Source organism: Xenorhabdus doucetiae (assembly GCF_000968195.1).
Lineage (GTDB): Bacteria > Pseudomonadota > Gammaproteobacteria > Enterobacterales > Enterobacteriaceae > Xenorhabdus > Xenorhabdus doucetiae.
In genome coordinates this window covers 3901437-3927960 of record NZ_FO704550.1, presented here as the reverse complement: position 1 = coordinate 3927960, position 26524 = coordinate 3901437, and the positions used below count along the sequence as shown (strand labels likewise).

Here is a 26524-nt window from a genome sequence, read left to right as displayed (position 1 = left end):
CGATGTCAGAATCGATAATAGTCACACCGGACAGCGCCGATGTGCGGGCCGAGAAATATTGCAAAGAATTTAACCTCCGCACGCAGGCTGAGGCGGAGCAAGCGTTAAACAATGTGGATACGTTATACCGGCAAAGTTCCCGCTTTTACGGCGATTACGGTGCCGACCCGGAATTGGACGTTTACTATAATCAGCTGGATGCGGATTTTGCCGCGCAGGATTTTAAGAAAACCGCGCAACATACCGTTGAAAAATTCAAAAATGGTGAGTTTCCCAAGCCGGAGTGGGACGAGGAAGAGAAAAAAGAAGAAGACACGCATCCCAAACCCAATGACGCCCTGCCCGTCAAAGCCCGCGATGACAGCCCGACGGGCAGCGGGAATACCCCGGGTAAAGTGGTCGTCCAGGCCGCGCCGGCCGCGGATCCGCCGGAGGAGGCCAATACGGCGGTGACCGCGGAAACGGCGCAGGAAAAAGGCTGGCTGGAGCAGGCGGGGGAATGGTGGGAGGAAACCAAGGAAGGTGTGCAAAAGTGGGGGGAAGAAGCCGGAGAAAAACTGAGTGCGGCCTGGGATAATCCGGGTAAGGCCGCCATCGGTGCCGGCAAAGAAGCGTGGAATACCCTGCCCGACATGGGTGAACTGGCCATCCGGGTGGGGACGGGACTGCCTTCTGCGGTGATGAGCGACACCGGTAATCTCTTGAAATGGATGGGGGCTGACGCGATAGGGGATACCGCCCTTGCTGCGGCTGATAAATGGAATAAAGAAGTCGTTGATAAGGTCGTCGAATTCAGCCATGTGGATGCCGCCCGGTTTGATATCACGGATAAGGCGGAACAAGGGGGAGCGCTGGGTTTTAATATCGCCAGCCTGGCAACGGGGGTAGGCGGGCTGCTCAAGCAGGGGGCGAAAACGGTAGCTAAAAAGGCCAAACCGCCTGCCGGCGGCAAAGTCAAAGGCCAGTCTGGCGACACCCCGGAAGCCAAACCCGCCAAAGAGACGCCCAAGGATGATGCTACGCCGTCCAATAACAAAGAGGGAAGCTGCACGGGAACCTGTAGTACAAAAAGCGAACCGGTCGATATGGCGACCGGCGACTTCCTGCAAGTCTGGCCGGTTATCGTTATCCCCGGACTGTTACCCATCACCCTGACCCGGACCTATCGTTCCACCGCCAAGTACAGCGGCCTGTTTGGCGAAAAATGGGCGGATGACTGGTCACGCCAGTTAGTGTTGACCGACGGTAGGGTGGATTTCACGGATACCGACGGCGTCATTTACGATTTCAGTACGCCGGAAAATCAGGTACTCGCCCGTAATAAACATATTCCCCATTGCGTCCTGACGGGGGAACTGACGGGTGAACTGTGCCTGACTGACCGCCGCGCCCAGTTGACTTACCATTTCAGCGTGATTTCAGGGACCACACGGAAACTGTCCGCCATCACGGACCGACGCCAGAACCGGATTGCGTTTCTCTACGATAAACAGTCACAACTGACGGAAGTCGTCCGCAATGACGGCCTGCGCTTAAGCCTGCATTACCGGGACGGACAACTCCACGCGCTCGAGCTGGACGAGACCCGCGAGGGGCAAGCCGTCCGGCAGCGCCTGCTGACCTGCCGGTATGATCCGCAGGGCTACCTGAGCGAGTGTGACGCGTTCCAGCACCACCACCTGTGGCATGAATATGATACGCAGGGGCGCATGACCCGCTGGCACGATACCGACCAGACCGATCTCCATCTCACGTATGATGACCGGGGCCGGGTGGTCAGTATGGCCTCTCCCAGCGGTTACTGGCATGATCGGTTCCGCTATGATGACCGGGCGCGTATTACCACCTATCTGGATGCCGAAGGGGGCGAAACCCGGCATCACTACGATCACAATGGATTAGTGACCCGTGAAGTCGATCCGCTGGGGCGCATCACCCGCCGCCAGTGGCGCCATAGCCAAATCCTCTGGGAAGCCGATCCGGCAGGCGGGATAACCACCTTTGGTTACAACCCTGACGGGGCGCTGACCGAAGTCAAACTGCCGACGGGTGACACCTTTGCTTACGGCTATGACGAACACGGGCAACTCACCGAAAGTGTCCTGCCAACGGGTGAACGCTGGCAATGGCATTATGATGAACAGGGCAACCTGACGGCAGTGACTAACCCGTTGGGACACAAAGAAACCTACCAATACGGCACGCACGGTGAACTGCGCCAGCGTTTGCTGCCGGACGGCCGGGCATGGCACTACGCCTATGATGAGCAACAGCGCCTCGCCGCCGTGATGACGCCGGACGGCGAAACTACCGGGCTGGAGCTGGATGCGCTGGGCCGCCTGCGCCGTTTCACCGACGCGCTGAAGCAGGAGACCCGCTACCAATACAGCCCCGACCATGCCAGCCTCAGCAACGGCAGCCTGAGCGAAATCACCCTCGCCGACGGCGTCACGCAAACACTGGCCTACGACAGCGAGCGGCGGGTGGTGGCGGTCACGGACGGGGAAGGGCGTACCACCCGCTACACTTACGGCGCGTTTGACTTGCTGACCACCGTCACCCGCCCCGACGGCACCACCCTGAAATTTGGCTATGACCGCCTGACCCGGCTGAGTAGCGTCACCGCCTCCACGGGCGAAACTTACCGTTATGAGCGGGACGCGGCGGGGCAAATTATCCGGGAAACCGATTTTACCGGGCGTACCCTCGAATATCAGTACGATAAACTGGGCCGCCGGACACTGACTCAATACCCCGATGGGCAGCAACAGCGCTGGCATTACAATGCACGCGGCCAGCTTATCCGCGAAGAGGGTTGGCAGCCGGAGGACGGGGAACTTAAGCTCACCGTAACCACCCGTTACGAATACAATGCCCGCCAGCAGCTTATCAGGGCGGCCAATGCCGATGCGGCGGTCGAGTTTGAGTATGACAAAGCCAGCGGCCTGCCGACCTGTGAGCGGATTAACGGGCGGGAAATCCGCCGGACCTGGGATACGCTGACGGGGCAGCCGTTAAGCGAGCAACTGGATGACAACACCCTGCATTTTGGCTACAACCCGCTGGCGCAACTGAACCACTTCCAGCTTAACCAACATGCGCCGCTGACCTTGCAGCACGATGCCTTAGGCAGGGAAACGGTGCGGGAAAGTGCCAACGGCTTTATCCTCGCCAGCCGCTACACCGCGACGGGGCAGCTTTCACACCAGTCGGCAGGGCAGGCCACCTCCTTTTTCCGGGAAACACTGGCACAAAATGACCCGCATTTTCCGCCGCAGGCCTCGGCGGTCAACCGGAGCTGGCAATATGACCGTGCCCATAATGTGCGGGTGATTGACGACAGCCGCTGGGGGCAAACCCGCTACCGTTACAATGCTAACGACCAAATCCTGCATACCCTGTTTGACGGCAATCGCCCCCATGAGGAACAGTTTGGCTACGATGCCAACGGCAACCTGAGTCGGCACTTGCCGGTCGATGCCCACGGCGCGATGGAACAAATAACCCAACGCCAAAAAGCCGGGCGGGTGGTGCAGCACGGCGATATCCGCTATCGCTATGATGACAATGGGCGTCTGGTGGAAAAAACTGAACAACGTGACGGCTTCCGCCCGCAGGTCTGGCGCTACCGCTGGGATACCCAAAACCAGCTGACCCACTGCGAAACCCCGGACGGTTCGCGCTGGCATTACCAGTATGATGCTTTTGGGCGGCGTATCCGTAAACTGAAAGTGCACGACGGCAAACTCACGGCGGCAAACCTGCAACGGTGGCTGGACGGCAAGCCGGACCTGACCCCGCGCGCCACGGCCATTTACGGGCAGGAATATTTGTGGAGCGGTGACCAGCTGGTTGAGGAAACGCCGGTTTACGCCGATGGCTCGCTGGCACTGGACAGCCGCGTGCGTTGGTTGTACGAGCCGGGGGCACTGACGCCCTCCGCCCGCGTTGAAAAGGGCAAGCTGCATTATATTGTCAGCGACCACCAAGGCACCGTGCGCGAGATGTTGAATGAAAACGGCACGCTGGTCTGGGCGCAGCGGTTGAAGACATGGGGAAAAGCCGAAAAATCGCAGGTGATTGCGTCGAATGATCCGGATTACCATGTGGGGTGTAATTTCAGGTTTTTAGGTCAATATGAGGATCAGGAGAGCGGGTTATTCTATAATTTTCATCGTTATTATTCCCCGGAGACAGCGCAGTACATCTCGCCCGACCCGATCGGATTATTGGGCGGGTTTAATCCCTATTCGTATGTGCATAATCCGACGGGTTGGGTTGACCCTTGGGGGTTGGCGGGTAAAGATTGTCCTGCATTCATAAATGATGATGTTGTTCGTCATTCTAGTAAAGGTGATTGGACAGAGGCTAGTTCTATGCCACCTAGGGATAGAAAAACATTTCCTAACGGAAGGTTAAGTGGTGGAGGGCACGGGCAATCAGCTATTCAGGAATTAGAGGCTAGAGGCATCGCTTACAATATAGAACATACTTATCCAAATGGGGTACGAGTAGGAAATATACCTAGTCATTCATCTAAAGGAAAACGTAAAGGAACAGGTCAATCATGGTTCCCAGAAAATTGGAGTGATGCAGATATCAAACATGCTGGGAAAGTGATTTGGGATTCTCCTCATAGCTCGAAAGTAACCATGCCTTCAGGCGGAACTATGGTTTCAGGAACACATAATGGCGTCTTTATTAGAGTTGTCCGTGATCCCAAAGGGGGCGGCTCTATTTTCCCTGACAATTCAATTCAACCTTAATGTATGATGGATTATATGAATATAGAACATAGAATTCGTGAAATTAGAAGGAAGTGCGATGAAATACTTTCTTTTAATATGTGGTTTAATTTCCATGAGAGTTTTTTCTGGCCGATTATTGAACTAATTGATGTTGATGATGATTTTCTTACACATATCTACAGCTCTATTGAAGATCAATACCTTGAAATTTTGTTTCACGAACCAGTGATTATCTCTGTAGTCGAGTCTGTTCAGAGTAAAAAACTCATTGAGTGTATTAGGAATATGAGATATGAAAAATCTGATTTAATCGATGATATCCTTATTCAGGATATCGAATCGGCTTTGTTTGTTAATTATGATGAACCAGAAAACTATTTGAGTGCCCAAAGATTTAAAGATACCTATATGGATCTTAAAAAATTTACCAAAGGGGCTTTAAATAAAGAACAATGCAATGATGGAATAATAAACACCTTGGATTCAATCATTGAAATTTCAGAGAAAAACAAACATGAATACTTCTCATATGTTCGTGTTTATTGGCTAAGTCTTTATTTTTATAAATCAAGTTCTAAACTTAACAATCAAGATGAAATAGCATATTATAAGAGCACTTTATCTAAATTATTTCCATGTGGTAGTTTTTAACTTAATAATTAAAACATAATTCACATTATAAAGCCGGAAAGATTCGCATGATCTTCCGGCTTTTGATCATCACCCTGCCTTGTAATCCTCTATCAGTTCACGCATCCGCAGCTTAATTTCACTGATTTGTGCCCGCTGGCGCTGGTATTGCTGTTTGAGGCTGTGGGTCAGCCCGCAAGACGATCAAGCCATAGGCTGTTTCCAGCGTCACGGGATGATCCAACAAGCCGCTTTCTGTCAGCCAGTCACCTGCCAGATAAAGCTCGCCATTTTCGCGTACCCAATCGATCCCCTGATAAGGGTGGTTTTCAGCATTGTGGATCAACGTGGCGAGATCCGGTTCGGTTTCTGGCTCAATCAGGGACAACATCAAACCATTAGCAAATTGCGCGATATGGAACAGCGCATTGGCAGAAAAACCAATCTGGTTGAGCGTGTTGCCACTGATCACACATTCCGGCAGTTCAGCAAGGTGAGATGAAAGACGGAGATCCATAAATACATTCCTTGTGCTATTTAGCGTGTTAGCGTGACATAAATGCGAACCGCTTCCCAAAATAAAAAAATGGCCGTGAGGGACAAGGAAACGGTTCAAGTTGTCTATGGTGATTTTCTATTTCTGATTATAAAACAGAATATTAACGGGTTTTTCCCAGTGGTGTTTTCTTCAATTCACCGGGAAATTGCCGCAACCAATCGACGATGGCAATCTCATCCCACTCACCTTGGTTCATGCTTTTGAGGCAGTGCCACAGGGTATGTAAGTTTTGGGCGGTAATGATCAGACAACCCGGCATCACCCTGATTTTAACGGATCATTGACAGAAAATCCGGCTTCACTAGGCCAGTTTCCACTTAAATTAATGGCGGGAATGGTGCGGTTAGGTCCTTTCGGGCGGTATACAACTTTCTGATACCGTTCAGGTTGGGAAATTTTGTAAATGCAGGTTTCTGCATTAGAATGCGCGTTAGCCATAATAACTATCCTGATTAGTTGTTGCGGTTAGCGGTTTTATCGTGTTCCACCACGGTAAAGCCGCGTTCAGATTTCACTGCCTACTTTACGCCTGCCTGCAAACTTTCATCATCAATAACTGCTCTTTGCGAAGCCGCTCGCAAAATAAATACTGGATATACATCCCCTTCAATGGAATGTGTTAACTCACGCAGTAAATTGTCTTTTTCGCCGAAAATACGTGTCATATCATTCACAATGGGAACGTGTTCGGTATTTATTGCCATATAATGAAGCATCGCTGGCTGGCCACCGCCCTCATTATGATGATGGTGTTGGGCTGGATCGGCATGAAAGCGTGGCGTCGCCTGCGGACACTGGAAAAGCTCAACCTTGACGTTGAACTGAAAGTGTTTGATCCGGTTCGGGTGGACATTGAACATCAGGATCGCTACCTCGACCACTGGAAATCCCAGTTGCAACGCCATCTGGATGCCTACAATTACCTGTATGAACGGCCGTGGTACATGGTCATCGGCAGCCAGAAGAGCGGCAAGACCTCACTGATCAAGGAAGGGGTGAAGCTGTCCGAAATCGCGGCCCCCGAATATTTGCGTCAGGATGGCGACGTTCCCCTGATGCTGCGCTGCTGGCTGGGGGAAAAAGCGGTGATCATCGATCCGAAGGGGCAGTTGATTGACCAGCCCGTCCCGCTTAACAGCGACAAACCCCAAATCCACAGCCGCCTGTGGGAAGCGTTGCTGAACTGGCTGGCGGAAAACCGTCAGCGCCAGCCGCTCAACGGCATTATTCTGACCGTGGATACCCTGCGGCTGATGAGCGACAGCCGCGAACAGCGTGAACGCTATGTGCGGGAAATCCACCAGCGTCTGCAAGACGTCCGCCTGACCTTCCACAGCCAGTTGCCTCTCTATCTGGTGATGACCAAAATCGACCTGCTGCACGGCTTTGAGGCCCTGTACCAGTCGCTGGATCGCCAATTGCGCGACCAGATTTTGGGTGTGACCTTCAGCCTCAACAACCGCGATGAAAAAGCGTGGCGCAGTGAGCTGGAGGCGTTCTGGAAACAGTGGATGGCCAACCTGAATACCGCGATGCCGGACATGATGCTGAACAACGTCGATGCCAACCAGCGGGCCGCCCTGTTCAGTTTCACCCGCCAGATCCAGGGGCTGCACAGCTACATCGCCCAGATGCTGGACGATATCCTGTATAACGATGAACACCACCGCCCGACCCTGCGCGGCGTCTACCTGACCTCGGCGCATCAGGTGGGGCAGATGGATGATCTGTTCACCCAGTCCGCCTCGGCGCAGTACCACCTGGGGGCGCAGGCGTTTCCCACCTGGCCGGCGGGCGACACCCTGCCGTTCTTTACCCATTCCCTGTTCGAAGAGGTCCTGCTGGCCGAACCGAACCTGGCGGCGGAGAACCGCATCTGGCTGAGCCGCAACCGCCGCCAGTTGTACACCTTCTCCACGGTCAGTGCGCTGGTCGTGCTGGCGATGTGGGGCGGCTGGCATTACTTCTACCAGAAAAACTACCGGGCGGGGGAAGAAGTGCTGGCGCAGGCGAAAAATTTCCTGTCCGTGCCGCCGCCGAAAGGGGATGACCATGACGGCAACCTCCAGTTGCCGCTGCTGAACCCGATCCGGGATGCGACGCTGGCTTACGGCAACTATCACGAGAACAAATCCTTCCTGACCGACATGGCGCTGTATCAGGGCGGCGGGGTCGGGCCGTATGTGGAAGGCACCTACCTGAAACTGCTGGAGCAGCGTTTCCTGCCGGCACTGATGCGGGGGTTGCTGGATGACCTGAAGCAGGCCCCGGCCGGCAGTGAGGAAAAACTCGAAATCCTGCGGGTGATGCGCATGATGGAAGATAAAAGCAAACGCAACCCCGGCCTGGTTGCCCAGTATATGCGCACGCGCTGGAGCCAGGCCTTCAACGGCCAGCGGGATGTGCAGGAGGCGTTGCTGACCCACCTGGATTACGCCCTCGACCGGACCGACTGGAAGACCCTGCGCGATAACGGGGACAAAGAGGCCATGGCCCACTTTGCCCCGTTTGTCAAACCGATCCGGCAGGCGCAGGAGGAGCTGAAAGCGCTTTCCGTCAAGCAGCGGGTGTACCAGAACCTGCGTATCCGGGCGCAGGACAGCCTGCCGGCGCCGCTCAACCTGCGTGACCAGATTGGCCCCAGCTTTGACGATGTGTTTGTGGCCAGCAATGAAAAACGCCTGGTGATCCCGCAGTTGCTGACCCGCCTCGGCCTGACGGATTACTTCGTCCGGCAGAAAGATGAACTGACCAAACTGACCGAGATGGACAGTTGGGTGCTCAATATCACGAAGCCGAATCCGGACACCGCCGGCGGAGCGGGGTCGTCCGCGGCGCATGACCAGTACAGTGCTAAAGATCAGGAGCGGATCTTAAACGATACCTGAAAACCGCCGTCTACGATATCCAGCGCAGCCACGGCAGTGAGGTGCCGCTGGAAGAACTGCTGCGCCGGTTGGCCGGGCGTGGCACTACGCCTATGATGAACACCAGCGCCTCGCCGCCGTGATGACGCCGGACGGCGAAACCACCGGGCTGGAGCTGGATGCACTGGGCCGCCTGCGCCGTTTTACCGATGCGCTGAAACAGGAGACCCGCTACCAATACAGCCCTGACCATGCCAGCCTCAGCAACGGCAGCCTGAGCGAAATCACCCTCGCTGACGGCGTCACGCAAACACTGGCCTACGACAGCGAGCGGCGCGTGGTGGCGGTGACGGACGGCGAAGGGCTTACCACCCGCTACACTTACGGCGCGTTTGACCTGCTGACCACCGTCACCCGCCCCGATGGCACCACCCTGAAATTTGGCTACGACAAGCTCACCCGGCTGAGTAGCGTCACCGCCTCCACCGGGGAGGTATACCGTTATGAGCGGGACGCGGCCGGGCAAATTATCCGGGAAACTGATTTTACCGGCCGTACCCTTGAATATCAGTACGATAAACTGGGACGCCGTGTACTGACTCAATACCCTGATGGCCAGCAACTTCGCTGGCGCTATTCCGCCGCCGGTTTGCTGGTCAGACAGGAAAGCTGGCAGCCGGTGGACGGGGAACTTAAGCTCACGGCAACCACCCGTTACGAATACAACAAGCGGTACCAACTGGTGAAAGCCACCAATGCCGATGCGGTGGTCGAGTTTGAGTATGACAAGGACACTGGCCTGCCGACCTGTGAGCGTATCAACGGGCGGGAAATCCGCCGGACCTGGGATACGCTGACGGGGCAGCCGTTAAGCGAACAACTGGATGACAACACCCTGCATTTTGGCTACAACCCGCTGGCGCAACTGAACCACTTTCAGCTTAACCAACATGCGCCGCTGACCTTGCAGCATGACGCCTTAGGCAGGGAAACAGTACGCGAAAGTGCCAACGGCTTTATTCTTGCCAGCCGCTACACCGCAACCGGCTTGCTGGCGCATCAATCGGCAGGGCAGGCCACCCCCTTTTTTCCGGGAAACACTGGCACAAAATGACCCGCATTTTCCGCCGCAAGCCTCTGCCGTCAACCGCAGCTGGCAATATGACCGTGCCCATAATGTGCGGGTGATTGACGACAGCCGCTGGGGGCAAACCCGCTACCGCTATAATGCCAACGACCAAATCCTGCATACCCTGTTTGACGGCAATCGCCCCCATGAGGAGCAGTTTGGCTACGATGCCAACGGCAACCTGAGTCGGCACTTGCTGGTCGATGCCCACGGCGCGATGGAACAAATGACCCAACGCCAAAAAGCCGGGCGGGTGGTGCAGCAAGGTGATATCCGCTATCGCTATGATGACAATGGCCGTCTGGTGGAAAAAACCGAGCACCGGGATGGCTTCCGCCCGCAGGTCTGGCGCTACCGCTGGGATACGCAAAACCAGCTCACCTACTGCGAAACGCCGGACGGTTCGCGCTGGCATTATTGCTACGATGCTTTTGGGCGACGGATCCGGAAACTTAAGGTTCACGATGGAAAGCTGACGGCGACCAACCTGCAACGGTGGCTGGACGGCAAGCCGGACCTGACCCCGCGCGCCACGGCCATTTACGGGCAGGAATACCTGTGGAGCGGTGACCAGCTTATCGAGGAAACGCCGGTTTACGCCGATGGCTCGCTGGCACTGGACAGCCGCGTGCGTTGGTTGTACGAACCGGGGGCACTCACACCGTCCGCCCGTTTTGAAAAGGGCAAGCTGCATTATATTGTCAGCGACCATCAGGGCACCGTGCGCGAGATGCTCAATGAAAACGGCACGCTGGTCTGGGCGCAGCGGCTGAGTACGTGGGGAAAAGCCGAGAAATCGCAGGTCATTGCCTCGAACGATCCGGATTATCACGTTGGGTGCAATTTCAGGTTCTGCGGCCAATATGAGGATCAGGAGAGCGGGTTGTATTATAACCGTTTTCGTTACTATAATCCTGAGACGGCGCAGTATATCTCGGCAGATCCCCTGAACTTGGCAGGCGGTTTTAATCCTTATGGCTATGTCGATAATCCGCTGTCTTGGGTTGACCCCTTTGGGTTGTGCGGAACGTCGAAAGTTGATAAGCAACATGTTCTTGACAATATATCAGCAAGTAAGGCAGCCAGAGAGTCGTCTAATTTTCCTTCAACTCAGCCAACGTGGCTTAAACATCATGAAAAAGCAGGCGGGCATGCTATAGAAAGGCACGTTGGAAAAACTGACGCTCAATTACTGGACCGTTTAGCTTCTAGCCGAAGAATTAGTGGTTCAAGTACTTATACCAACGGCAGTATTGCTGAAAAAGTCATATCACAAACGATCAAGGATAATAGAAATACTGTTAACGCTTGGGCAAGAAGCGCGCAGGCTGGCGATAAATTAAGATTAGATCATACAGGTGTTGATATTATTGGTAGGGGTGTAAAAAGGAAAAATCCTGTGATGACCGATGCTACAAATGCACGAGTTATTCTTAAGAGTACTGGTGACGGTAAATACCATATATTAACTTCATTCCCGGGGTAGTTTATGATTTTTCGAGAAAAATATAATAATTTATATAACTTTTTTGGTGCATGGTTTCCTGATGCAGACTTTGAAGAGCTTACTGATGAAGAAATAGTCATTTCTTTCAAGAAAGTCACCAGTAATGCGGTGATTAACGAAACTTTAGATGAAATATCTTTATTAGTAAAAGATGGGTCTTTTCCATTGGATGAAATTATAGATAGCACAAATATTTATTTTGAAGATAAAGCTGACTGTATCAATTGGCTTGTGGATATACAAAATTATCTAAGATCATAAGCTTAAAGCTAAATCTAAATATCAGTTATATAAACAACCAAATAAGAGCCGGAAAGATCCCTGTGATCTTCCGGCTTGATTGTTTTTATCCGCTATCGCTATGATGACAATGGCTGTTTGGTGGAAAAAACCGAGCAGCGGGATGGCTTCCGCCCACAAACCTGGCGCTACCGCTGGGATACGCAAAACCAGCTTACCCACGTCGAAACCCCGGACGGCTCGCGCTGGCACTATGCCTATGATCCGTTTGGCAGACGAATACGTAAGCTCAAGGTTCACGACGGAAAACTCACGGCGACCAACCTGCAAAGGTGGTTAAATGGCCGGCCGGACCTGACTCCGCGCGCCACGGCCATTTACGGGCAGGAATACTTGTGGAGCGGTGACCAGCTTATCGAAGAAACGCCGGTTTACGCCGATGGCTCGCTGGCACTGGACAGCCGCGTGCGCTGGCTGTACGAACCGGGGGCGCTCACGCCATCCGCGCGCTTTGAAAAAGGCAAGCTGCATTACATCGTCAGCGACCATCAGGGCACCGTGCGCGAAATGTTGAATGAGCAGGGCGTACTGGTCTGGGCGCAGCGGTTGAAGACGTGGGGAAAAGCCGAGAAATCGCAGGTCATTGCCTCGAACGACCCGGATTATCACGTTGGGTGCAATTTCAGGTTTTTAGGGCAATATGAGGATGAAGAGAGCGGGTTATTCTATAATTTTCATCGTTATTACTCGCCGGAGACAGCGCAGTATATCTCGCCCGATCCGCTGAATTTGGCGAGTGGTTTTAATCCTTATTCATATGTGCATAATCCGGTATCGTGGGTCGATCCTTGGGGTTTGTGTGGAACTTCGACAGGTGATTCCGTCACTGTGTTCCGAGTTCAAGGAGGAGAATATCCCAATGCAAGTCGCTTCTTAATAAGAATAGATGATGCAGGAAAACCTAGAATTAAAGATGGCACTTTAAATATTAGTATTGGTGATACTAAGCATGCGGAGCATTTTAAGAATATTAGGGGGCCTACTGCCGAGATTGTTTCGTTTAAAATACCCAACTGGCTCGATAAGCTCATTAAAGAAAATGCCATACCTCAAAATGGTTATAAAAAAAATCCATTAAACCAAAATCAAATGGCTCCTAAAAAAGTAGATCCAACAACCCCAGGGGACTCTTATGAATTGCCTAGTGTATGGAGTAAGTGGCTAGAAGAAAACGCAATTCCAGGCTCTGGGAAAGTGCAGAAATAAATGAATTGAGGTGACTTATGTTTGAAGGTGATGATTTATTAGCGGACGATAATGTCGTTGTTGCTATAAAAAACAATAGTTTTATTGAATGGTATCAAGCAGACAGAGAGATATGGGTATTAGACAGACAGAAATGGCATAACTCTTTCCTTGAAATTGGCATGGATTGTCCAGAAGATAGTGCCGATGATAGATTCGGCATTTTAATTGTAAACGATGATACTAAAGATAAATTTCTTGAAAATCTTTTGCCTTTCAAAGTAGATAGCAAAAAACTAGATGGATTCAGGGAAAAAATAAAGAAATCATCCTCTATTTGGGATTCTGCCGAACTATTTCCAATGGCATTTATTGATTTTGATTCAAAAAAATTAAGTGCGTGCTATCCATATGCAGAAAAAACACCTGTAGAGAAATATGTACCTGATGGTTGGAGTGGTGAGTTTGTTGACTTTATGCGCAAATTTGATGAGGACATTCTGCCTAAGAAAGAAAAATATTGGATCATTAATGGTATTGACTATTTAGAAAAACTTTCTTCTTTACTTTAATAATAGACTGGAAGATCCCCATGATCTTCCGGTTTTTCCTATCTATCGTGCCGGATATTCCGATGAATCAGCATAAATAATATATTAAGTGACAAAATAGATGACTATATTCACATATAAAAACAACCCAATACGGGCATTTTACACACAACAATCAGTTAGAGTGTATCAGGCTTATTCAGCAACCATTGCTGACAGTGCGATTAAATATAATACATTTGTTTCCCCACCTTTTAGCATGACGCGTATGACATGGATTAAGCCATCATTCTTATGGATGATGTATCGTGCTGGTTGGGGAATGAAAGACAGTGGTCAGGAACGTATCCTGGCTATTGATATCACTCATGAGGGATTTAGAGAAATTTTGCAGCAGGGCGTGATTAGTCATTATGACCCTGATTTGTTTCCTTCTAAGGAAGAATGGAAAAAAGAAGTTCAGCAAAGTAATGTGGTTATTCAATGGGACCCAGAGCGGGACATTTATTTAAATAAGTTAGAACAGAGAACCATACAGATTGGTCTGCGTAATCAAGCAGTAGAAAATTATGTAAAACAATGGATTATCAACATCGAGGATATTACGAATAGAGCACATCTTATTCATGATTTGGTAAAAAAGAATAAATTGGATATGGCTTACGGTTTGTTACCAGAAGAAAGAATTTATTTGGAATGACTCATATGTAGTGGAGCAGGAATTCCGGATAATCGTGTACAGGCTATCCGGTTTAATAACCTTCTAATCAAATACTTTTCAGGCCAGTAATACCGGCAGTTCAGCACGCAAGACGAGCAAGCCATAAGCTATTTCCAGCATCACGGGGTGATCCAATAAGCCGCTTTCTGTCAGCCAGTCTCCCGCCAGATAAATCTCACTATTGATGCCAATGGATTATAATCATGAAATATTATGCAAAAATTATTTCTTTGAATGAAAATATTGAAGAAGAAGTTACTTTGTCATTCGGGGAACATGAGATATGTTGCTTTATCAATGAGTTTCCAAGACTTCTGCGAGTAGGTGATATTCACTTGGTTGAACTAGGCCTTGTATTTTTAGATGATGTTAAAGTTGAACCATCCAAGGACAAAAATGCGACATTAAAACAACAGGGAAATACATTTTCTTATGAGATGAATGGTTATTTGGTAGAAGATAAACTATTTTTATCTAATTTGGTATTTCAAGATGATATATTATATGAATATTCATATTTGGAAAATGGATATGTCAAAATTTATCCTGATCGAATTACCGTGTTTTTCCTTTAGTTAGATTTTCTTTTTCTTCAAAAACCGGAAATTCCCCGTGATCTTCCGGTACTATTGTTCCTCCCGTACCATATCAGCGTGGACTGGAACCGCCCAATAGCGGCATCCCCCTAATTATTAGGATGGTTCAATAAAGGTCAAGATTATGTAGTGGTTTTAAAAATGGAAGAATAGGCCAATTTTATCCAGGTAAACTATGATAAGCATAAACACATACATAAAAATCAAAGATGAATATATTGATATTTTTCAATATGATGGAGGAGTGAAAAATTCTGATTACATCGATGGTGCCTTAGAGTTAACCATAAATGGTATTAGCCTTATTGATAAATCAATGTATGATTATATTGATGATCTTTGGTGTTATCTGGCAGAAGGATTATCGGTATTATATGATAATCAAGAAATTAAGTGCTATTTTCCAGATCAACCGATAGAGGTTAAATTTACTCCATCAAAGGGAAATAGAGTGCTTGTTAGCGTAAACTGCCATTCAGAAGTTAAGATTTCTATTGAAAAGGAAGAATTTTTAATTGCTATGAGTGGGCATGCAAAAAGATTCTTTGAACGGATGGAAGACTTAAATCCTAGCTCAATAGGGGCGTATAGAACGGCTATGCAATATTTAGAAAAAATTACTTTTTGATTTGTATATAAAACAAAATAGCTGGCAGATCCTGTGATCTTCCAGCTTTTTATCATCACATTTTGTCTTGTAATCCCCAACCAGCTTCCGCATCTGCAGCTTAATCTTACTGGGAATAGCGCGGGGAAATAACCGGAAGTCCGTATCGGTATTCCAGTTTATTTTCGTTTTGGGGATTCAGGCCAATAATATCGGCAGTTCAGCACGCAAGACGATCAAGCCATAAGCTGTTTCCAGCGTCACAGGATGATCCAATAAGCCGCTTTCTGTCAGCCAGTCAGCTGCCAGATAAAGCTCGCCATTTTCGCGTACCCAATCGATCCCTTGATAAGGGTGGTTTTCGGTATTATGGAACAGCGCATCAGCCGAAAAACCAATCTGGTTGAGCGTGTTGCCACTGATCACACATTCCGGCAATTCAGCAAAGTGAGATGAAAAATGAAGATCCATAAATACATTCCTTGTGGGGCTTGAGGCTATTTTGGTGGACATAAATGCGAACCGCTTGCCAAAATGAAAAAATGGACGTGAGGGATAAGGAAACGGTTCATGTTGTCTGGGGTGATTTTCTGTTTTTTAATTATAAAACAATATATTAACGGGGTTTTCCCAGTGGTGTTTTCTTCAACTCACCGGGAAATTGCCGCCACCAATCGACGATGGCAATCTCATCCCACTCGCCCTGGTTCATGCTTTTGAGGCAGTGCCACAGGGTATGTAAGTTTTGGGCGGTGATGATTAAACAGTCCAGCATCATACTGATTTTTAAAGGATCATTGACAGAGAATCCGGCTTCACTGAGCCAGTTGTCACTTTAGTAGCTCATCTCTTGGATCGTTCTCCCCCAATAATGAGCACTTTGGCAAGCTTTCATCGCAATGAGTGTATTGGATGGAAACACTCTGGGCGTATCCAGCAATTTTTGCCGTGAGACCTTTTTGTTTCAGGCAACAGAGTTATCAGTTAACCAAACACAGATTTGGAAAACGTTTTTGGCAAGGATCTTTTATCTCACCAAAATATTGGGAAAAGGCATTAATATTCATGAGAAAAATCCGAAAAAAGGAGTATCAGATCTTATCTGTTCCTGTCGGTCAAATCTGAATTTTGTTAACAAAATTTTCACGTTATTATTCTGTTATATATACTCTATAAATTTCAAATTGCAGCACAACAGCACGTTCACAAATTTCCAATATGAATAACGGTATCATTGGGAAAAGTGAATACATCCAATAACACAGTAAATTGAAAGATAAAGGGTATATCAAACATTAAATATTTTATTGCCCAATATCAGGTGATTTAACATGACGCATCCAAAAATCAGTGGCGCAATTCTGGCAGGGGGATTATCCACCCGCATGGGGGGAAATGACAAAGGATTGGTGCAATTCGACAATGTGCCGCTATATCAACGCATTGCGACAAGGTTGCAACCGCAGGTTCATGAACTGTTGATTAATGCCAATCGTAACCTGGGAATTTATCGGCAAAGCGGTTATCCCATCATACCGGATATCATTGCTGATTTTTCTGGCCCATTGGCAGGTATGTTGGCGGTTTTAAAAAGCGCCATCCATGAGTGGGTGGTATTTGTCCCTTGTGATGTTCCCGATTTCCCAGAGAACCTTGTCGCAACATTGTGGCACTACAAACAAAACGCTTGGGCGGCTTATGCACATGACTGCAAACGCGCGCATCCGACTTTGGCATTAATGCACCGCAGTCTCATCCCCCGTCTGGAAAGCTATCTCGCTTTGGGAGACAGAAAATTGATGTTCTTTATGCAGATGATTAAGGCAAAGGCGGTTTATTTCCCCCATCCCCACGCTTTCACCAACTTAAATACCCCTGAAGAATGTCTTTACTGGCAACACCATCATTGGGAACGCTTTCAGGAGTCTGCATGAACCACGGCATCAACGATACAACACCGCCCATTCTGGGGATCACCGCTTACAGTGGAACCGGAAAAACGACACTATTAAGGCAAGTCATTCCACTATTGCGCCAGCAACATATTCGCGTTGGGCTGATTAAGCATACTCATCATAATATGGATGTCGATAAGCCGGGCAAGGACAGCTATGAGCTACGCAAGGCAGGGGCAGCACAAACGTTAGTCGCCAGCCGGCAACGCTGGGCTTTGATGACTGAAACGCCAGAGTTAGCAGAACTGGATCTTGGCTATCTCGCCAGCCGGTTTGATACAAATTCACTGGATCTGATTTTGGTTGAAGGGTTCAAACAAGAACCCATCCCCAAAATCGCACTTTATCGCAACGGCCTGAATCATACTGTTGATGAAATCCTCGATCCTTATGTGATAGCCATTGCCAGCGATATTGCGCTGGCAACACGGCTTCCTCAACTCGATATCAATCGGCCGGAACACGTGGCAACATTTATCGCCAAATGGTTACACCAATAACGGTGGTTAAGCTAATAAAAAATAATAAAACGATAATGGGAAACAGCACTATGAAAGATCTAATCCGCGATGCTTCGCTGTCTGCGGTTAAAGTTGCCAACAAAATCGCATACCGTTATGTCAGTGAAGTTCGAAACCAACGGGTATTTCCTGATGCCGATGCGCTGGCTGGCCTGCAACATTTCGATAAGCCATTACCGATAACGGGAACCGACTGCCAGCAAGTGCTCGAACAACTTCACACATACGGCTCGCCAGCAACGGTTGCGACAACTGGCGGCCGATATTTCGGTTTGGTCGTAGGGGGATCAACTCCTGCCGCTTTGGGAGCAAACATCATTACCAGTGCCTGGGATCAAATCGCATTGATGGAATCCTCTTCCCCTGTTGCCAATCAATTAGAAAAGATCGCCGGACGTTGGGTGTTGGCGCTATTAAATTTGCCCTCAGAGGCGTTCGTCGGTTTCGTGACTGGCACAACGATGGCACATGTCAGCGCTTTAGCCGCTGCACGGCATTACCTGTATCAGAAACAAGGCTACGACCTTGCAGAACAAGGGTTATATAATGCCCCTGAATTGAAAGTCGTGCTCTCCGAAGAAGCCCATATCTCCGTTTTAAAAGCGCTTAGACTACTCGGCTTTGGTCGTTCGCAATTTATTTTTGTACCCTGTGATGATCAAGGACGAATGATAGAAAGTGCGGTTCCCGATTTTTCAGACAATATGATCCTGGTATTACAGGCCGGTAATGTTAATTCTGGCAGCTCAGATAACTTCCATGCTCTGATCCCCAAGGCTAAAAAAGCGGGTTGTTGGGTACATGTGGATGGCGCGTTTGGGCTATGGGCGCGGGCATCAAAGGAAAAATCCGCCTTGGTCGAAGGCGTTGAAGCCGCTGACTCTTGGGCCGTTGATGCCCATAAATGGCTTAATACCCCATACGATTGTGGCATGTGTATTGTTCGTCATAAGCAAACGCTAAGAGAAGTCATGACCACTTCTGCGGCCTATGTAGAGACGCAAGATATGTGGCAGGCAAAAGATATGCTACCTGAATTCTCCCGCCGAGCCAGAGCAGTTGAAGTATGGGCGGCCATTGCAGAGCTTGGCTCACAGGGAATTGAGGCGTTGGTTGATCGCTGCTGTTTATACACCCGAATGTTGGCAAAAGGGTTAGTATCACTAGGTTTTGTTATCCTCAATGATATTGTGCTTAATCAGTTAGTGGCTTGTTTGCCTGATATCGCCATGCAGCGCGCAATGTTACAGAAAGTGCAACAATCCGGTGAATGCTGGTTTGGGCAAACAACGTGGCAGGGAAGAGAAGCCATTCGTCTCAGTGTCAGCTCTTGGGCAACTACCGAAGACGATATTCAGCGCAGCTTGGAAGCCATTGCTGCTGCCATTGATGAGATCAAACAACAAGCCATTTAAAAATTGGCTTAATCACCCTCTGTCATCATTATTGCCTTAGATAAACAGAGGGTTAAATCCGCCCTTGCCTTATTTCCCTTCCGGCATCAAACCCATAAATGTGGTCTTTTTCCGTGGCTCTGTCATCAACGCTTCCAGTTTTTCGACACAGCGCAAGTAATGGGGAGTTTTCTTATGTGCCGCAACCGCCTCTTCATCAGCATAAGCTTCATAGATATAGAAGCGAGTTGGGATATTTTCATCACGCAAGACATCAAACCGTAAGTTGCCCGGTTCTTTAACCGAACCGAGGTGATTATCGCGAAATACGTCGATAAATTCGTCTATCTTGTCGGCTTTAACATTAATTTCCACTAATGTGACGTGCATATTATTCCCCCTGCGCTTTTTCATTCAAGAAGATCTCATAAGCCTGAGCGGGTTTCTCATTGTGATGCACCACGGCCTGCACCGCTTTCAGCATCGCAACCGGGGCTTCCGACTGGAAAATATTACGTCCCATATCCACACCCGACGCTCCCTGATCAATCGCCTGATAGCACATCTCCAGCGCATCCAGCTCTGGCAATTTCTTACCACCTGCAATCACGATCGGCACCGGACAGCCCGCCGCAATCCGCTCAAAACCGCTATCGACATAATAGGTTTTGATGATATTTGCCCCCATCTCAGCCGCAATGCGCGTCGCCAGCGAAAAATAACGTTGGTCGCGGGCCATCTCTTTACCGACGCCCGTCACTGCCATCGTTGGCATACCATAACGCGTCCCCTGATCCACCAGCTTGATGATATTCTTAATGGATTGGTGTTCGTGTTCTGTACCGATATAAACCTGTGCTGCCACTGCACAAACGTTAAGGCGCAGAGCATCTTCCATCGCCACCGCAACCGTTTCGTTGGAGAGTTCAGTCAGAATGGAATTGGCGCCAGATGCGCGCAAAACCACCGGCTTATTGGTTGCCGGCGGCACCTGACTGCGCAGGATACCGCGGGTACACATCAGTACGTCGGTATATTCAAACAGCGGGGCAATATTGATGTCGATACGCTCCAAGCCCGTCGTTGGCCCCTGAAAATAACCGTGGTCAAATGCCAGCATCACCGTTTTATGGGTGGCGGGATTGAAAATCCGTGCCAGGCGGGACTGCATCCCCCAATCCAGCGCACCACAGCCTTTCAGCTCAAACAACGTATTCTTTTGCGGTGTATTAATGCCAAAATCTTTACCGTCTTTGATATCATCTAAATCTGCCATTTCTCCCTCCAGAAAGGTGTCAGAGTCAGGGACTGCATTCAGCCCCATGAATCAGAAATTGTCGTGATTAGAAATCGTACTGGTTGATATTGTCTTTGGTGAAAATGACCCGCTCCGGCATCACCACAATGCCGTTGCCTTTCGCTTCATAACGGTATCCCTGCACACTGTTGGGTGAAATTTCAACGCTGCCAACATCAGGAATACTCAATTTATCGCCCACATTCAGATCGCCTTTTTGCAATATCTGATTGGCAACATGAATGGCTATTTTGCCCTGCTTGACCACATCCCACAGCGCAAACTGTTTGACTGTCCCATTTTCAACATAAGGGCGCATGACATTCGGGGTACTGAACCCAACAATCGCCACATCCTGCCGTTTCAGGTTTTCTGCTGCCTGAGCCGCCGCCGGCAAAGCGTTGGCATCTGGCGCAATAATCACATCCAAATCCTCCCACGCTTTCAAAATACCTTCCGCAGTTTGCAAGGATTTAGTGGCATCATTATAACCAAACCGGGTGGTGACAATTTCCCAATTGGGATGTTCCTCTGCAATCTTAGCCTTAGCCTCTTTTACCCATTGGTTCTGATCCGTCACTGTCGGGCTGGAATAGAAAAATGCCACTTTCGCTTTTTCTTTTTTCACCTGATTAGCCGCCATATCTACCAGAATTCCGCCCAATTGCTTTGGCGTTCCTTGATCGATATAGATGGAGCGACATTCTGGCGCAGTATCGGAATCCCACGTCAATACCTTAACACCCCGTTTCATCGCTCGTTTCAACGCTGGGCATAAACCATCGGGTGATACGGCTGAAACGACAATCGCATCATAGCCTTGATTCACAAAGTTATTGATAAGCTGAACCTGTCCCGCAACACTTGGCTCTGTCGGACCATCGTAAGTGATGTCAATCCCCAACTCCTTGCCGGCTTCCACCGCACCTTGACCGCCGCTGGTAAAGAACCCAACACCGACCAATTTAGGAATAAATGCAATCTTCTCTGCCGCTTGTGCCCAGGAAACACATCCCAGACTTAATGCAGCAACCAAAGCCAGCTTTTTCATTGTTGGTGCTTTCATGCCTATCTCCATTTATTTTTTATACTCGTGAAACCCTTCGACGTTGCCACCAATCACTGATTTGATGACGATGCAGCAAAGCAGACCGGCCTATTACCGCAGCAATCAGCAAGGCACCAGATAATGCACTGGATATCTGGTTAGGGATTCCCACCATCTGCAATCCTTGCTGCAAATAACCCACCAGCAAAACAGCCAGTGCCGTTCCCATGATCGACCCCGAACCACCATAAATATTGGCACCACCCAGCACCACAGCCGTAATGGCGGGCATCAGAAAAGAACTGCCTAAATCAGAACGCGCCGAGCCAAAATAGGAAACTAAAATAATCGCCGCGACAGCCGAAGCCAGCCCTGTTAAGGCATATAACAAGCACAACGTTTGATTTACGGGGATCGCTCCGTAACGGGCAACACGGTTGTTCTGCCCGATAAGAAAGATATTGCGGCCACGGTGAGTACGGTGCATAAATAACCAGAATGCCAACGTGAAAAGCATGAAGATAACCAAAGGCACAGGCAGGTCTAATAGTGTCAGATTAGCAAAATCCGTAAATGAATCAGGAAAGCCGCCGATGCCTTCATATCCCGTCGCGCCGGATAACCCCGACAGCAGTAAGGCACTACCCCCAAACAGATACATCGTGCCGAGCGTGATCACTAACGGATTCACGCCCGTATAGAAAATCAGGGCTGCGTTAATCAGGCCACACAATCCCCCGATGAGCACTGTGAAGGGAATTGCCACCATCATCGGTAAACCCGCTTGATACATAACGCCCAATGCAATAGCACATAAACCGATAATCGAACTAAAAGAGATATCAATACCACCGCTGACAATCACCATCGTTAACGGCAACGCGATAATACCAATGCAAATAAAGTCGCTGGTACTGAACAACAGCACGTTAATATCCAACATCCTCGGATTAACCATGCCAAACAGAAAAATTTCCACCACTAACAACACCAAAAGCGCGGTTTCCCAGCCATAACGTTGCCCATAGCGCTGTAACGTATTCATTATGGCCTCCCGTCTCTTGCAATGTGTTTGTTTATTGGTTCAAGGAAGCGGGCATAACGTTGCTGGTGTAAATTCTTCCCAACCGCACTGCGCAAGCGCCCATCCAGCACTAACACCGCTAACAGGACAAGGCCGGCAATAAAATCGTTCCACCAAGCCGATAATTTGAGTAGTACCAGCACACTATCGATTTGCGTCAGAAAATAGGCGCCGAAAATCGCGCCGATAACGGTTCCCATTCCTCCCAGCAGACTAACGCCGCCTAAGACACAGGCCGCGATGGCTTTCATCTCCAGCCCATTTCCCGTTTGGTTCGGAATAAAGCCAATCTGTGCCACAAACACAATGCCGGCCAAGGCTGCCATCACCCCATTTACAGTAAATGCCGTAATGCGAATGCTATTAACGGGTGCACCAAGCTGACGGGCGCCTTGCAGGTTATCACCCGTCGCATAAAACCCACGGCCAAATTCCGTTTTCTTTAACATCCACGCCATTGACAAAATCAATAACATCAGTAGCCAACCGATCGGTGAAATACCCAATAGCATGGGTCTGGCGAGGTCTTTAACCTCAGCGGGTAACCCTTCGATCCATTTACCGCCTGTCAATAACAGCATTAACCCACGATATAAACCGAGCGTGCCCAACGTGGCAACAATGGCCGGAATTTTCAACCCTGCCACCAGTACACCGTTAATCAACCCTGCCACCATGCCCATCAGCAACGTGATTAAACAGGCAACTGCCAGCGGAACCCCTGTATTAAGCATCATTCCCAACACCACCGCACATAATCCGGTGATTGAACCGACGGACACATCAATATTGCGCGTCAACATGACCAATGTGGCTCCCATCGCTAATAAAATCAGGATTTGGGCATTACCGAAGATCATCGTGACAGTTTGGAAACTGAAAGCATGACGATCGAGGCTCACCAGCAAAACAAATAACCCCAAAATAGCGATGACTGCTGTAGCTTCCCGGTTATTCTGAATGATTTTCAATGTGACGTTCCCCAAAAGAAAGGTGCATAATCTCGTCCACACTCATATGGTCTTTATCAAGTTGCCCACAAAGCTCACCGTGGTGCATAACCAGCACACGATCGGCCAACTGAATAATTTCATCAAGATCAGAAGAGATCAGGAGAATGGCCACCTGCTGGCGGGCGATGCTCTGAATAAGCTGATAGATATCATTGCGCGCCCCGACATCAACACCGCGCGTTGGTTCATCAATGATCAGCACTGTAGGCTTGGCTTCCAGACACTTAGCAATCAGAATCTTCTGCTGATTACCGCCAGACAGAGTGCGCGCAGACTGGTGTACATTGTGGAATTGAATATTGAGTGCTCGACGATATTGCTCCAATACTCCGGCATCGTAGGTGGAGCGCGTCCAGAAAGTGCTCCGGCTGTGCGTGAGCGAACGAACATTCCAACTCAAAAGCGCATCAAGGAACAAACCCGAAGCCTGCCGATCTTCAGGCAGATAAACCAATCCACGCTGCAATCGTTCTGCTGTATCGAGTTTATTGATGACTTGCTGCTGAAAACGAATTTCGCCACTTGCAATCGGGCGCAATCCATATAACGTTTCTGCCAGTTCTGTGCGACCCGCTCCCACAACACCAGACAAACCGACAATTTCTCCCGCCTGTAGCGTCAGGGTAATATCGCGGAATCCTTCCCCATAGAGGGAAGTCACTTCCAAAACGGGTATCTTTGATGTGTTATCCGATACATTCCCGTTGGCTTTCAGGCACCGTTGCTGATTGCCCGCCAATACAGCTAATCTTGCCGTAGGTGTAATCGCCTGAATAATCGCTTCCGTTGTAAAATGCCCAATCTCACCGCTGAGAGCGATCCCTCCATCCCGCATCACACTGACATAATTTGCAATCTCACGAATTTCAGGCAACTTATGAGAAATAAAGATAATTCCCACTTGCTGCTGCTGTAATTCCCGTATTCGCGCAAACAAACGTTCGGTTTCCGCAGGTGTCAACGAGGCGGTCGGTTCATCCAAAATCAAAATACGGGAATGACGCATCAGACCACGCATAATCTCCACCAACTGCTGATCCGCGACATTCAAGCTGCCCGCAGGTGCCTTCAAGTCAATTTGGCAATCGAGCTGGATCAGTAACTCCCGCATTCGACTTGTATTGGCTTGATGTTTTGGCAGGCGAAACAAGATATTTTCCTGAACAGAAAGGTTGGGAAATAGTAAGGGTTCTTGTGGAACCAGATAAATGTCTCGCTGATGGGCTTTCGCTGGAGTCAGATGGCTGACAGCCACACCATCCACAATCAACGTTCCGGCATCCGGCTGTTCAATACCCGCGATAATCTTCACCAAAGTCGATTTACCGGCACCATTTCCACCCAATAAGGCATGAACCTGCCCTGACATCAACGTGAAATCAATCTGCTTTAACACCATCAAACCAGAAAACTGCTTACTGATCCCACGGGCAACTAACAGCGGAGTATCGCCAGTAGGGTTAAGACAAGACGAATGATGGATATGAGTCGCGCTATTGCTCTGTGACATCACGTACCTCATGGCATTTTGGGTTTGCGTTTCTGACACTGATGCGAAAATGAATATTTATTTATTTTAAAAACATTTGTTCAAAACTTTAATGCAAAACTTAAGTTTTTTTCAATAATTAGATCACATTTTGTGAAAAAGTTAGAGCCACATTAAAATATGTTCAAATTTTGCGATAAGTCTCTAGTACATTAGAGATTTTTATGCTTATTCTTTCCTCGTGGATAAATGAAGTTATAGATGTCGATCAAATTGAGCAAGAAACAATCAGCAGCAGAGAAAAGCGTATTATCCGAGGAAATTGACTATCCAAGTCACAACTATCCAGGAAACATCATGAGTGAAGAAGAACTGATGGCCCGTATTGCCTGGTTTTACTATCACGATGGTCTGACACAAGGGGACATCGGTGAATTGCTCGGCCTCAGTCGCCTCAAGGTCTCCCGTCTGTTAGAGAAAGGGCGGCAGTCTGGCGTGATCCGCGTGCAGATCAATTCACGTTATGAAGGGTGTCTAGCGTTAGAAAATACCTTGCAAAAACGCTTTAATCTCAAACAGGTTCGTGTATTACCTACTCTGGACGGCATCAATCTGAATGCGCGCCTTGGTATCGGAACCGCTCATCTGTTAATGGCGCTGATTGAGCCTCACCAGCTATTGGCGATTGGGTTTGGTGAAACGCCCATGTGCACTTTGCAGCATCTAAGCGGCTTTATCTCATCCCAACAAATTCGTTTGGTGACGCTGTCGGGAGGGGTCGACCCTTATATGACTGGTATTGGTCAACTTGATGCTGCCTGTCCGGTCAGTATCATTCCTGCCCCTTTGCGTGCTTCTAGTCATCAGGTCGCGGCAACATTCCGCGAAGAACGGAGTGTACGGGATGTGATTTTGGCAGCCTGTGCAGCCGATATCGCTATCGTCGGGATTGGCGCTATCAAACAGCAGCAAAACGCAACGATCATGCGTTCCGGCTATATTAGCGATGGTGAACAATTGATGTTGGGTCGCAAAGGCGCTGTTGGAGACATTCTTGGTTATTTCTTCAATACGGAAGGTGAACTGGTTAGCGATATTGATATTCATCAGGAATTGATCGGTATCTCCCTGTCAGAACTGAAAACCATCCCGAACGTGATTGGTGTGGCGGGGGGGATCGAAAAAGCCGACGCTATCGTTGCCGCACTCAAAGGAGGCTATATCAGTTCACTGGTGACAGAAGAACAGACCGCGAGAGCTATGCTGATTTGATCGACTAATAATTTCTATCCATCCCTGTGCCATATCGAATAAAAAGAAGAT

The 26524-nt window shown here is 49.0% G+C and carries 26 protein-coding genes and 3 pseudogenes; 16 read left to right on the top strand and 13 right to left on the bottom strand.

Going from position 1 to position 26524, the window contains the following annotated elements:
* The first annotated feature begins 2 nt into the window (after positions 1-2).
* Positions 3-4766, top strand: coding sequence for an RHS repeat-associated core domain-containing protein (locus XDD1_RS17170; protein WP_084721066.1), 4764 nt, complete (start codon positions 3-5; stop codon positions 4764-4766).
* Between the two features lie 15 nt (positions 4767-4781).
* On the top strand, positions 4782-5399 hold the full coding sequence (locus XDD1_RS17165; RefSeq protein WP_148886237.1) for a hypothetical protein: 618 nt from the start codon (positions 4782-4784) through the stop codon (positions 5397-5399).
* 118 nt (positions 5400-5517) lie between these two features.
* Here the strand turns inward: XDD1_RS17165 and XDD1_RS17160 are convergent, their stop codons facing one another.
* The 4 genes from XDD1_RS17160 to XDD1_RS19545 all read right to left on the bottom strand — a co-directional run bounded on the left by XDD1_RS17160 (position 5518) and on the right by XDD1_RS19545 (position 6641).
* Positions 5518-5895, bottom strand: a complete 378-nt coding sequence (locus XDD1_RS17160; RefSeq protein ID WP_045973068.1) for a SymE family type I addiction module toxin — start codon at positions 5893-5895, stop codon at positions 5518-5520.
* Between the two features lie 142 nt (positions 5896-6037).
* Positions 6038-6196 carry a hypothetical protein gene (locus XDD1_RS20165; protein ID WP_231854430.1) on the bottom strand — a complete coding sequence of 53 codons (159 nt, stop codon included), beginning with the start codon at positions 6194-6196 and terminating at the stop codon, positions 6038-6040.
* Complete coding sequence (locus tag XDD1_RS20160; RefSeq protein ID WP_231854429.1) at positions 6196-6375, bottom strand: type I toxin-antitoxin system SymE family toxin; 180 nt, start codon at positions 6373-6375, stop codon at positions 6196-6198. Before XDD1_RS20160 ends, XDD1_RS20165 begins: the two co-directional genes overlap by 1 nt.
* 80 nt (positions 6376-6455) lie before the next feature.
* On the bottom strand, positions 6456-6641 hold the full coding sequence (locus XDD1_RS19545) for a hypothetical protein (protein WP_045973067.1): 186 nt from the start codon (positions 6639-6641) through the stop codon (positions 6456-6458).
* A 12-nt stretch (positions 6642-6653) separates the two neighbouring features.
* Between XDD1_RS19545 and tssM the strand changes: the two are divergent.
* The 10 genes and pseudogenes from tssM to XDD1_RS17110 form a co-directional block, all read left to right on the top strand.
* Positions 6654-8732 (top strand): annotated as a pseudogene (gene tssM / locus XDD1_RS17145) (type VI secretion system membrane subunit TssM); the annotation flags it as partial.
* Positions 8733-8821: 89 nt separating this feature from the next.
* Positions 8822-8947, top strand: coding sequence for a VasL domain-containing protein (locus XDD1_RS20430; protein WP_156979670.1), 126 nt, complete (start codon positions 8822-8824; stop codon positions 8945-8947).
* A gap of 197 nt (positions 8948-9144) precedes the next feature.
* Complete coding sequence (locus tag XDD1_RS20145; RefSeq protein WP_231854529.1) at positions 9145-9918, top strand: hypothetical protein; 774 nt, start codon at positions 9145-9147, stop codon at positions 9916-9918.
* Positions 9827-11419: an RNase A-like domain-containing protein gene (locus XDD1_RS20140; protein WP_231854427.1), complete on the top strand. Its 1593-nt coding sequence runs from the start codon at positions 9827-9829 to the stop codon at positions 11417-11419. Before XDD1_RS20145 ends, XDD1_RS20140 begins: the two co-directional genes overlap by 92 nt.
* Before the next feature lie 3 nt (positions 11420-11422).
* Positions 11423-11701 (top strand): hypothetical protein, encoded by a 279-nt coding sequence (locus XDD1_RS17135; protein ID WP_045973066.1) that lies wholly within the window; start codon positions 11423-11425, stop codon positions 11699-11701.
* Positions 11702-11791: 90 nt separating this feature from the next.
* Positions 11792-12538 (top strand): annotated as a pseudogene (locus XDD1_RS20425) (RHS repeat domain-containing protein); the annotation flags it as partial.
* Positions 12539-12963: 425 nt separating this feature from the next.
* A complete protein-coding gene (locus tag XDD1_RS17125; RefSeq protein ID WP_045973065.1) occupies positions 12964-13497 on the top strand; it encodes a hypothetical protein in 534 nt (177 codons plus the stop codon).
* 100 nt (positions 13498-13597) lie between these two features.
* A complete protein-coding gene (locus XDD1_RS17120) occupies positions 13598-14176 on the top strand; it encodes a DUF4291 domain-containing protein (protein ID WP_045973064.1) in 579 nt (192 codons plus the stop codon).
* A 224-nt stretch (positions 14177-14400) separates the two neighbouring features.
* Positions 14401-14772, top strand: coding sequence for a hypothetical protein (locus XDD1_RS17115; RefSeq protein ID WP_045973063.1), 372 nt, complete (start codon positions 14401-14403; stop codon positions 14770-14772).
* A 196-nt stretch (positions 14773-14968) separates the two neighbouring features.
* Positions 14969-15421, top strand: coding sequence for a hypothetical protein (locus XDD1_RS17110; protein WP_045973062.1), 453 nt, complete (start codon positions 14969-14971; stop codon positions 15419-15421).
* A gap of 177 nt (positions 15422-15598) precedes the next feature.
* Here the strand turns inward: XDD1_RS17110 and XDD1_RS17105 are convergent, their stop codons facing one another.
* From XDD1_RS17105 to XDD1_RS19775, 3 genes and pseudogenes are all read right to left on the bottom strand, one after another.
* Positions 15599-15871 carry a SymE family type I addiction module toxin gene (locus XDD1_RS17105; RefSeq protein ID WP_045973061.1) on the bottom strand — a complete coding sequence of 91 codons (273 nt, stop codon included), beginning with the start codon at positions 15869-15871 and terminating at the stop codon, positions 15599-15601.
* A gap of 145 nt (positions 15872-16016) precedes the next feature.
* A complete protein-coding gene (locus XDD1_RS19780; protein ID WP_231854426.1) occupies positions 16017-16178 on the bottom strand; it encodes a hypothetical protein in 162 nt (53 codons plus the stop codon).
* A 60-nt stretch (positions 16179-16238) separates the two neighbouring features.
* A pseudogene (locus tag XDD1_RS19775) lies at positions 16239-16424 on the bottom strand (IS110 family transposase); the annotation flags it as partial.
* A gap of 307 nt (positions 16425-16731) precedes the next feature.
* Between XDD1_RS19775 and mobA the strand changes: the two are divergent.
* From mobA to XDD1_RS17080, 3 genes are read left to right on the top strand one after another with little or no spacing between them, the layout of a single operon-like run.
* Complete coding sequence (gene mobA / locus XDD1_RS17090) at positions 16732-17334, top strand: molybdenum cofactor guanylyltransferase MobA (RefSeq protein ID WP_045973059.1); 603 nt, start codon at positions 16732-16734, stop codon at positions 17332-17334.
* Positions 17331-17855 (top strand): molybdopterin-guanine dinucleotide biosynthesis protein MobB, encoded by a 525-nt coding sequence (gene mobB, locus XDD1_RS17085; RefSeq protein ID WP_045973058.1) that lies wholly within the window; start codon positions 17331-17333, stop codon positions 17853-17855. Before mobA ends, mobB begins: the two co-directional genes overlap by 4 nt.
* Before the next feature lie 50 nt (positions 17856-17905).
* Entirely contained in the window at positions 17906-19291 is a 1386-nt protein-coding gene (locus tag XDD1_RS17080) for a pyridoxal phosphate-dependent decarboxylase family protein (RefSeq protein WP_045973057.1), read from the top strand.
* Between the two features lie 69 nt (positions 19292-19360).
* Here the strand turns inward: XDD1_RS17080 and lsrG are convergent, their stop codons facing one another.
* From lsrG to lsrA, 6 genes are all read right to left on the bottom strand, one after another.
* A complete protein-coding gene (gene lsrG, locus XDD1_RS17075) occupies positions 19361-19660 on the bottom strand; it encodes a (4S)-4-hydroxy-5-phosphonooxypentane-2,3-dione isomerase (protein WP_045973056.1) in 300 nt (99 codons plus the stop codon).
* A gap of 1 nt (position 19661) precedes the next feature.
* Positions 19662-20546 carry a 3-hydroxy-5-phosphonooxypentane-2,4-dione thiolase gene (gene lsrF, locus XDD1_RS17070; RefSeq protein ID WP_045973055.1) on the bottom strand — a complete coding sequence of 295 codons (885 nt, stop codon included), beginning with the start codon at positions 20544-20546 and terminating at the stop codon, positions 19662-19664.
* Between the two features lie 67 nt (positions 20547-20613).
* Positions 20614-21633, bottom strand: a complete 1020-nt coding sequence (gene lsrB / locus XDD1_RS17065) for an autoinducer 2 ABC transporter substrate-binding protein LsrB (protein WP_045973054.1) — start codon at positions 21631-21633, stop codon at positions 20614-20616.
* A gap of 19 nt (positions 21634-21652) precedes the next feature.
* Positions 21653-22660, bottom strand: a complete 1008-nt coding sequence (lsrD, locus tag XDD1_RS17060; protein WP_045973053.1) for an autoinducer 2 ABC transporter permease LsrD — start codon at positions 22658-22660, stop codon at positions 21653-21655.
* Positions 22660-23670: an autoinducer 2 ABC transporter permease LsrC gene (gene lsrC / locus XDD1_RS17055; protein ID WP_045973051.1), complete on the bottom strand. Its 1011-nt coding sequence runs from the start codon at positions 23668-23670 to the stop codon at positions 22660-22662. The genes lsrD and lsrC overlap by 1 nt, the downstream gene beginning before the upstream one ends.
* On the bottom strand, positions 23651-25222 hold the full coding sequence (lsrA, locus tag XDD1_RS17050; protein WP_084721062.1) for an autoinducer 2 ABC transporter ATP-binding protein LsrA: 1572 nt from the start codon (positions 25220-25222) through the stop codon (positions 23651-23653). The genes lsrC and lsrA overlap by 20 nt, the downstream gene beginning before the upstream one ends.
* Positions 25223-25462: 240 nt before the next feature.
* On the opposite strand from lsrA, the gene lsrR reads away from it, so the two are divergent.
* On the top strand, positions 25463-26473 hold the full coding sequence (gene lsrR, locus XDD1_RS17045; protein WP_045973050.1) for a transcriptional regulator LsrR: 1011 nt from the start codon (positions 25463-25465) through the stop codon (positions 26471-26473).
* Positions 26474-26524 lie beyond the last annotated feature (51 nt).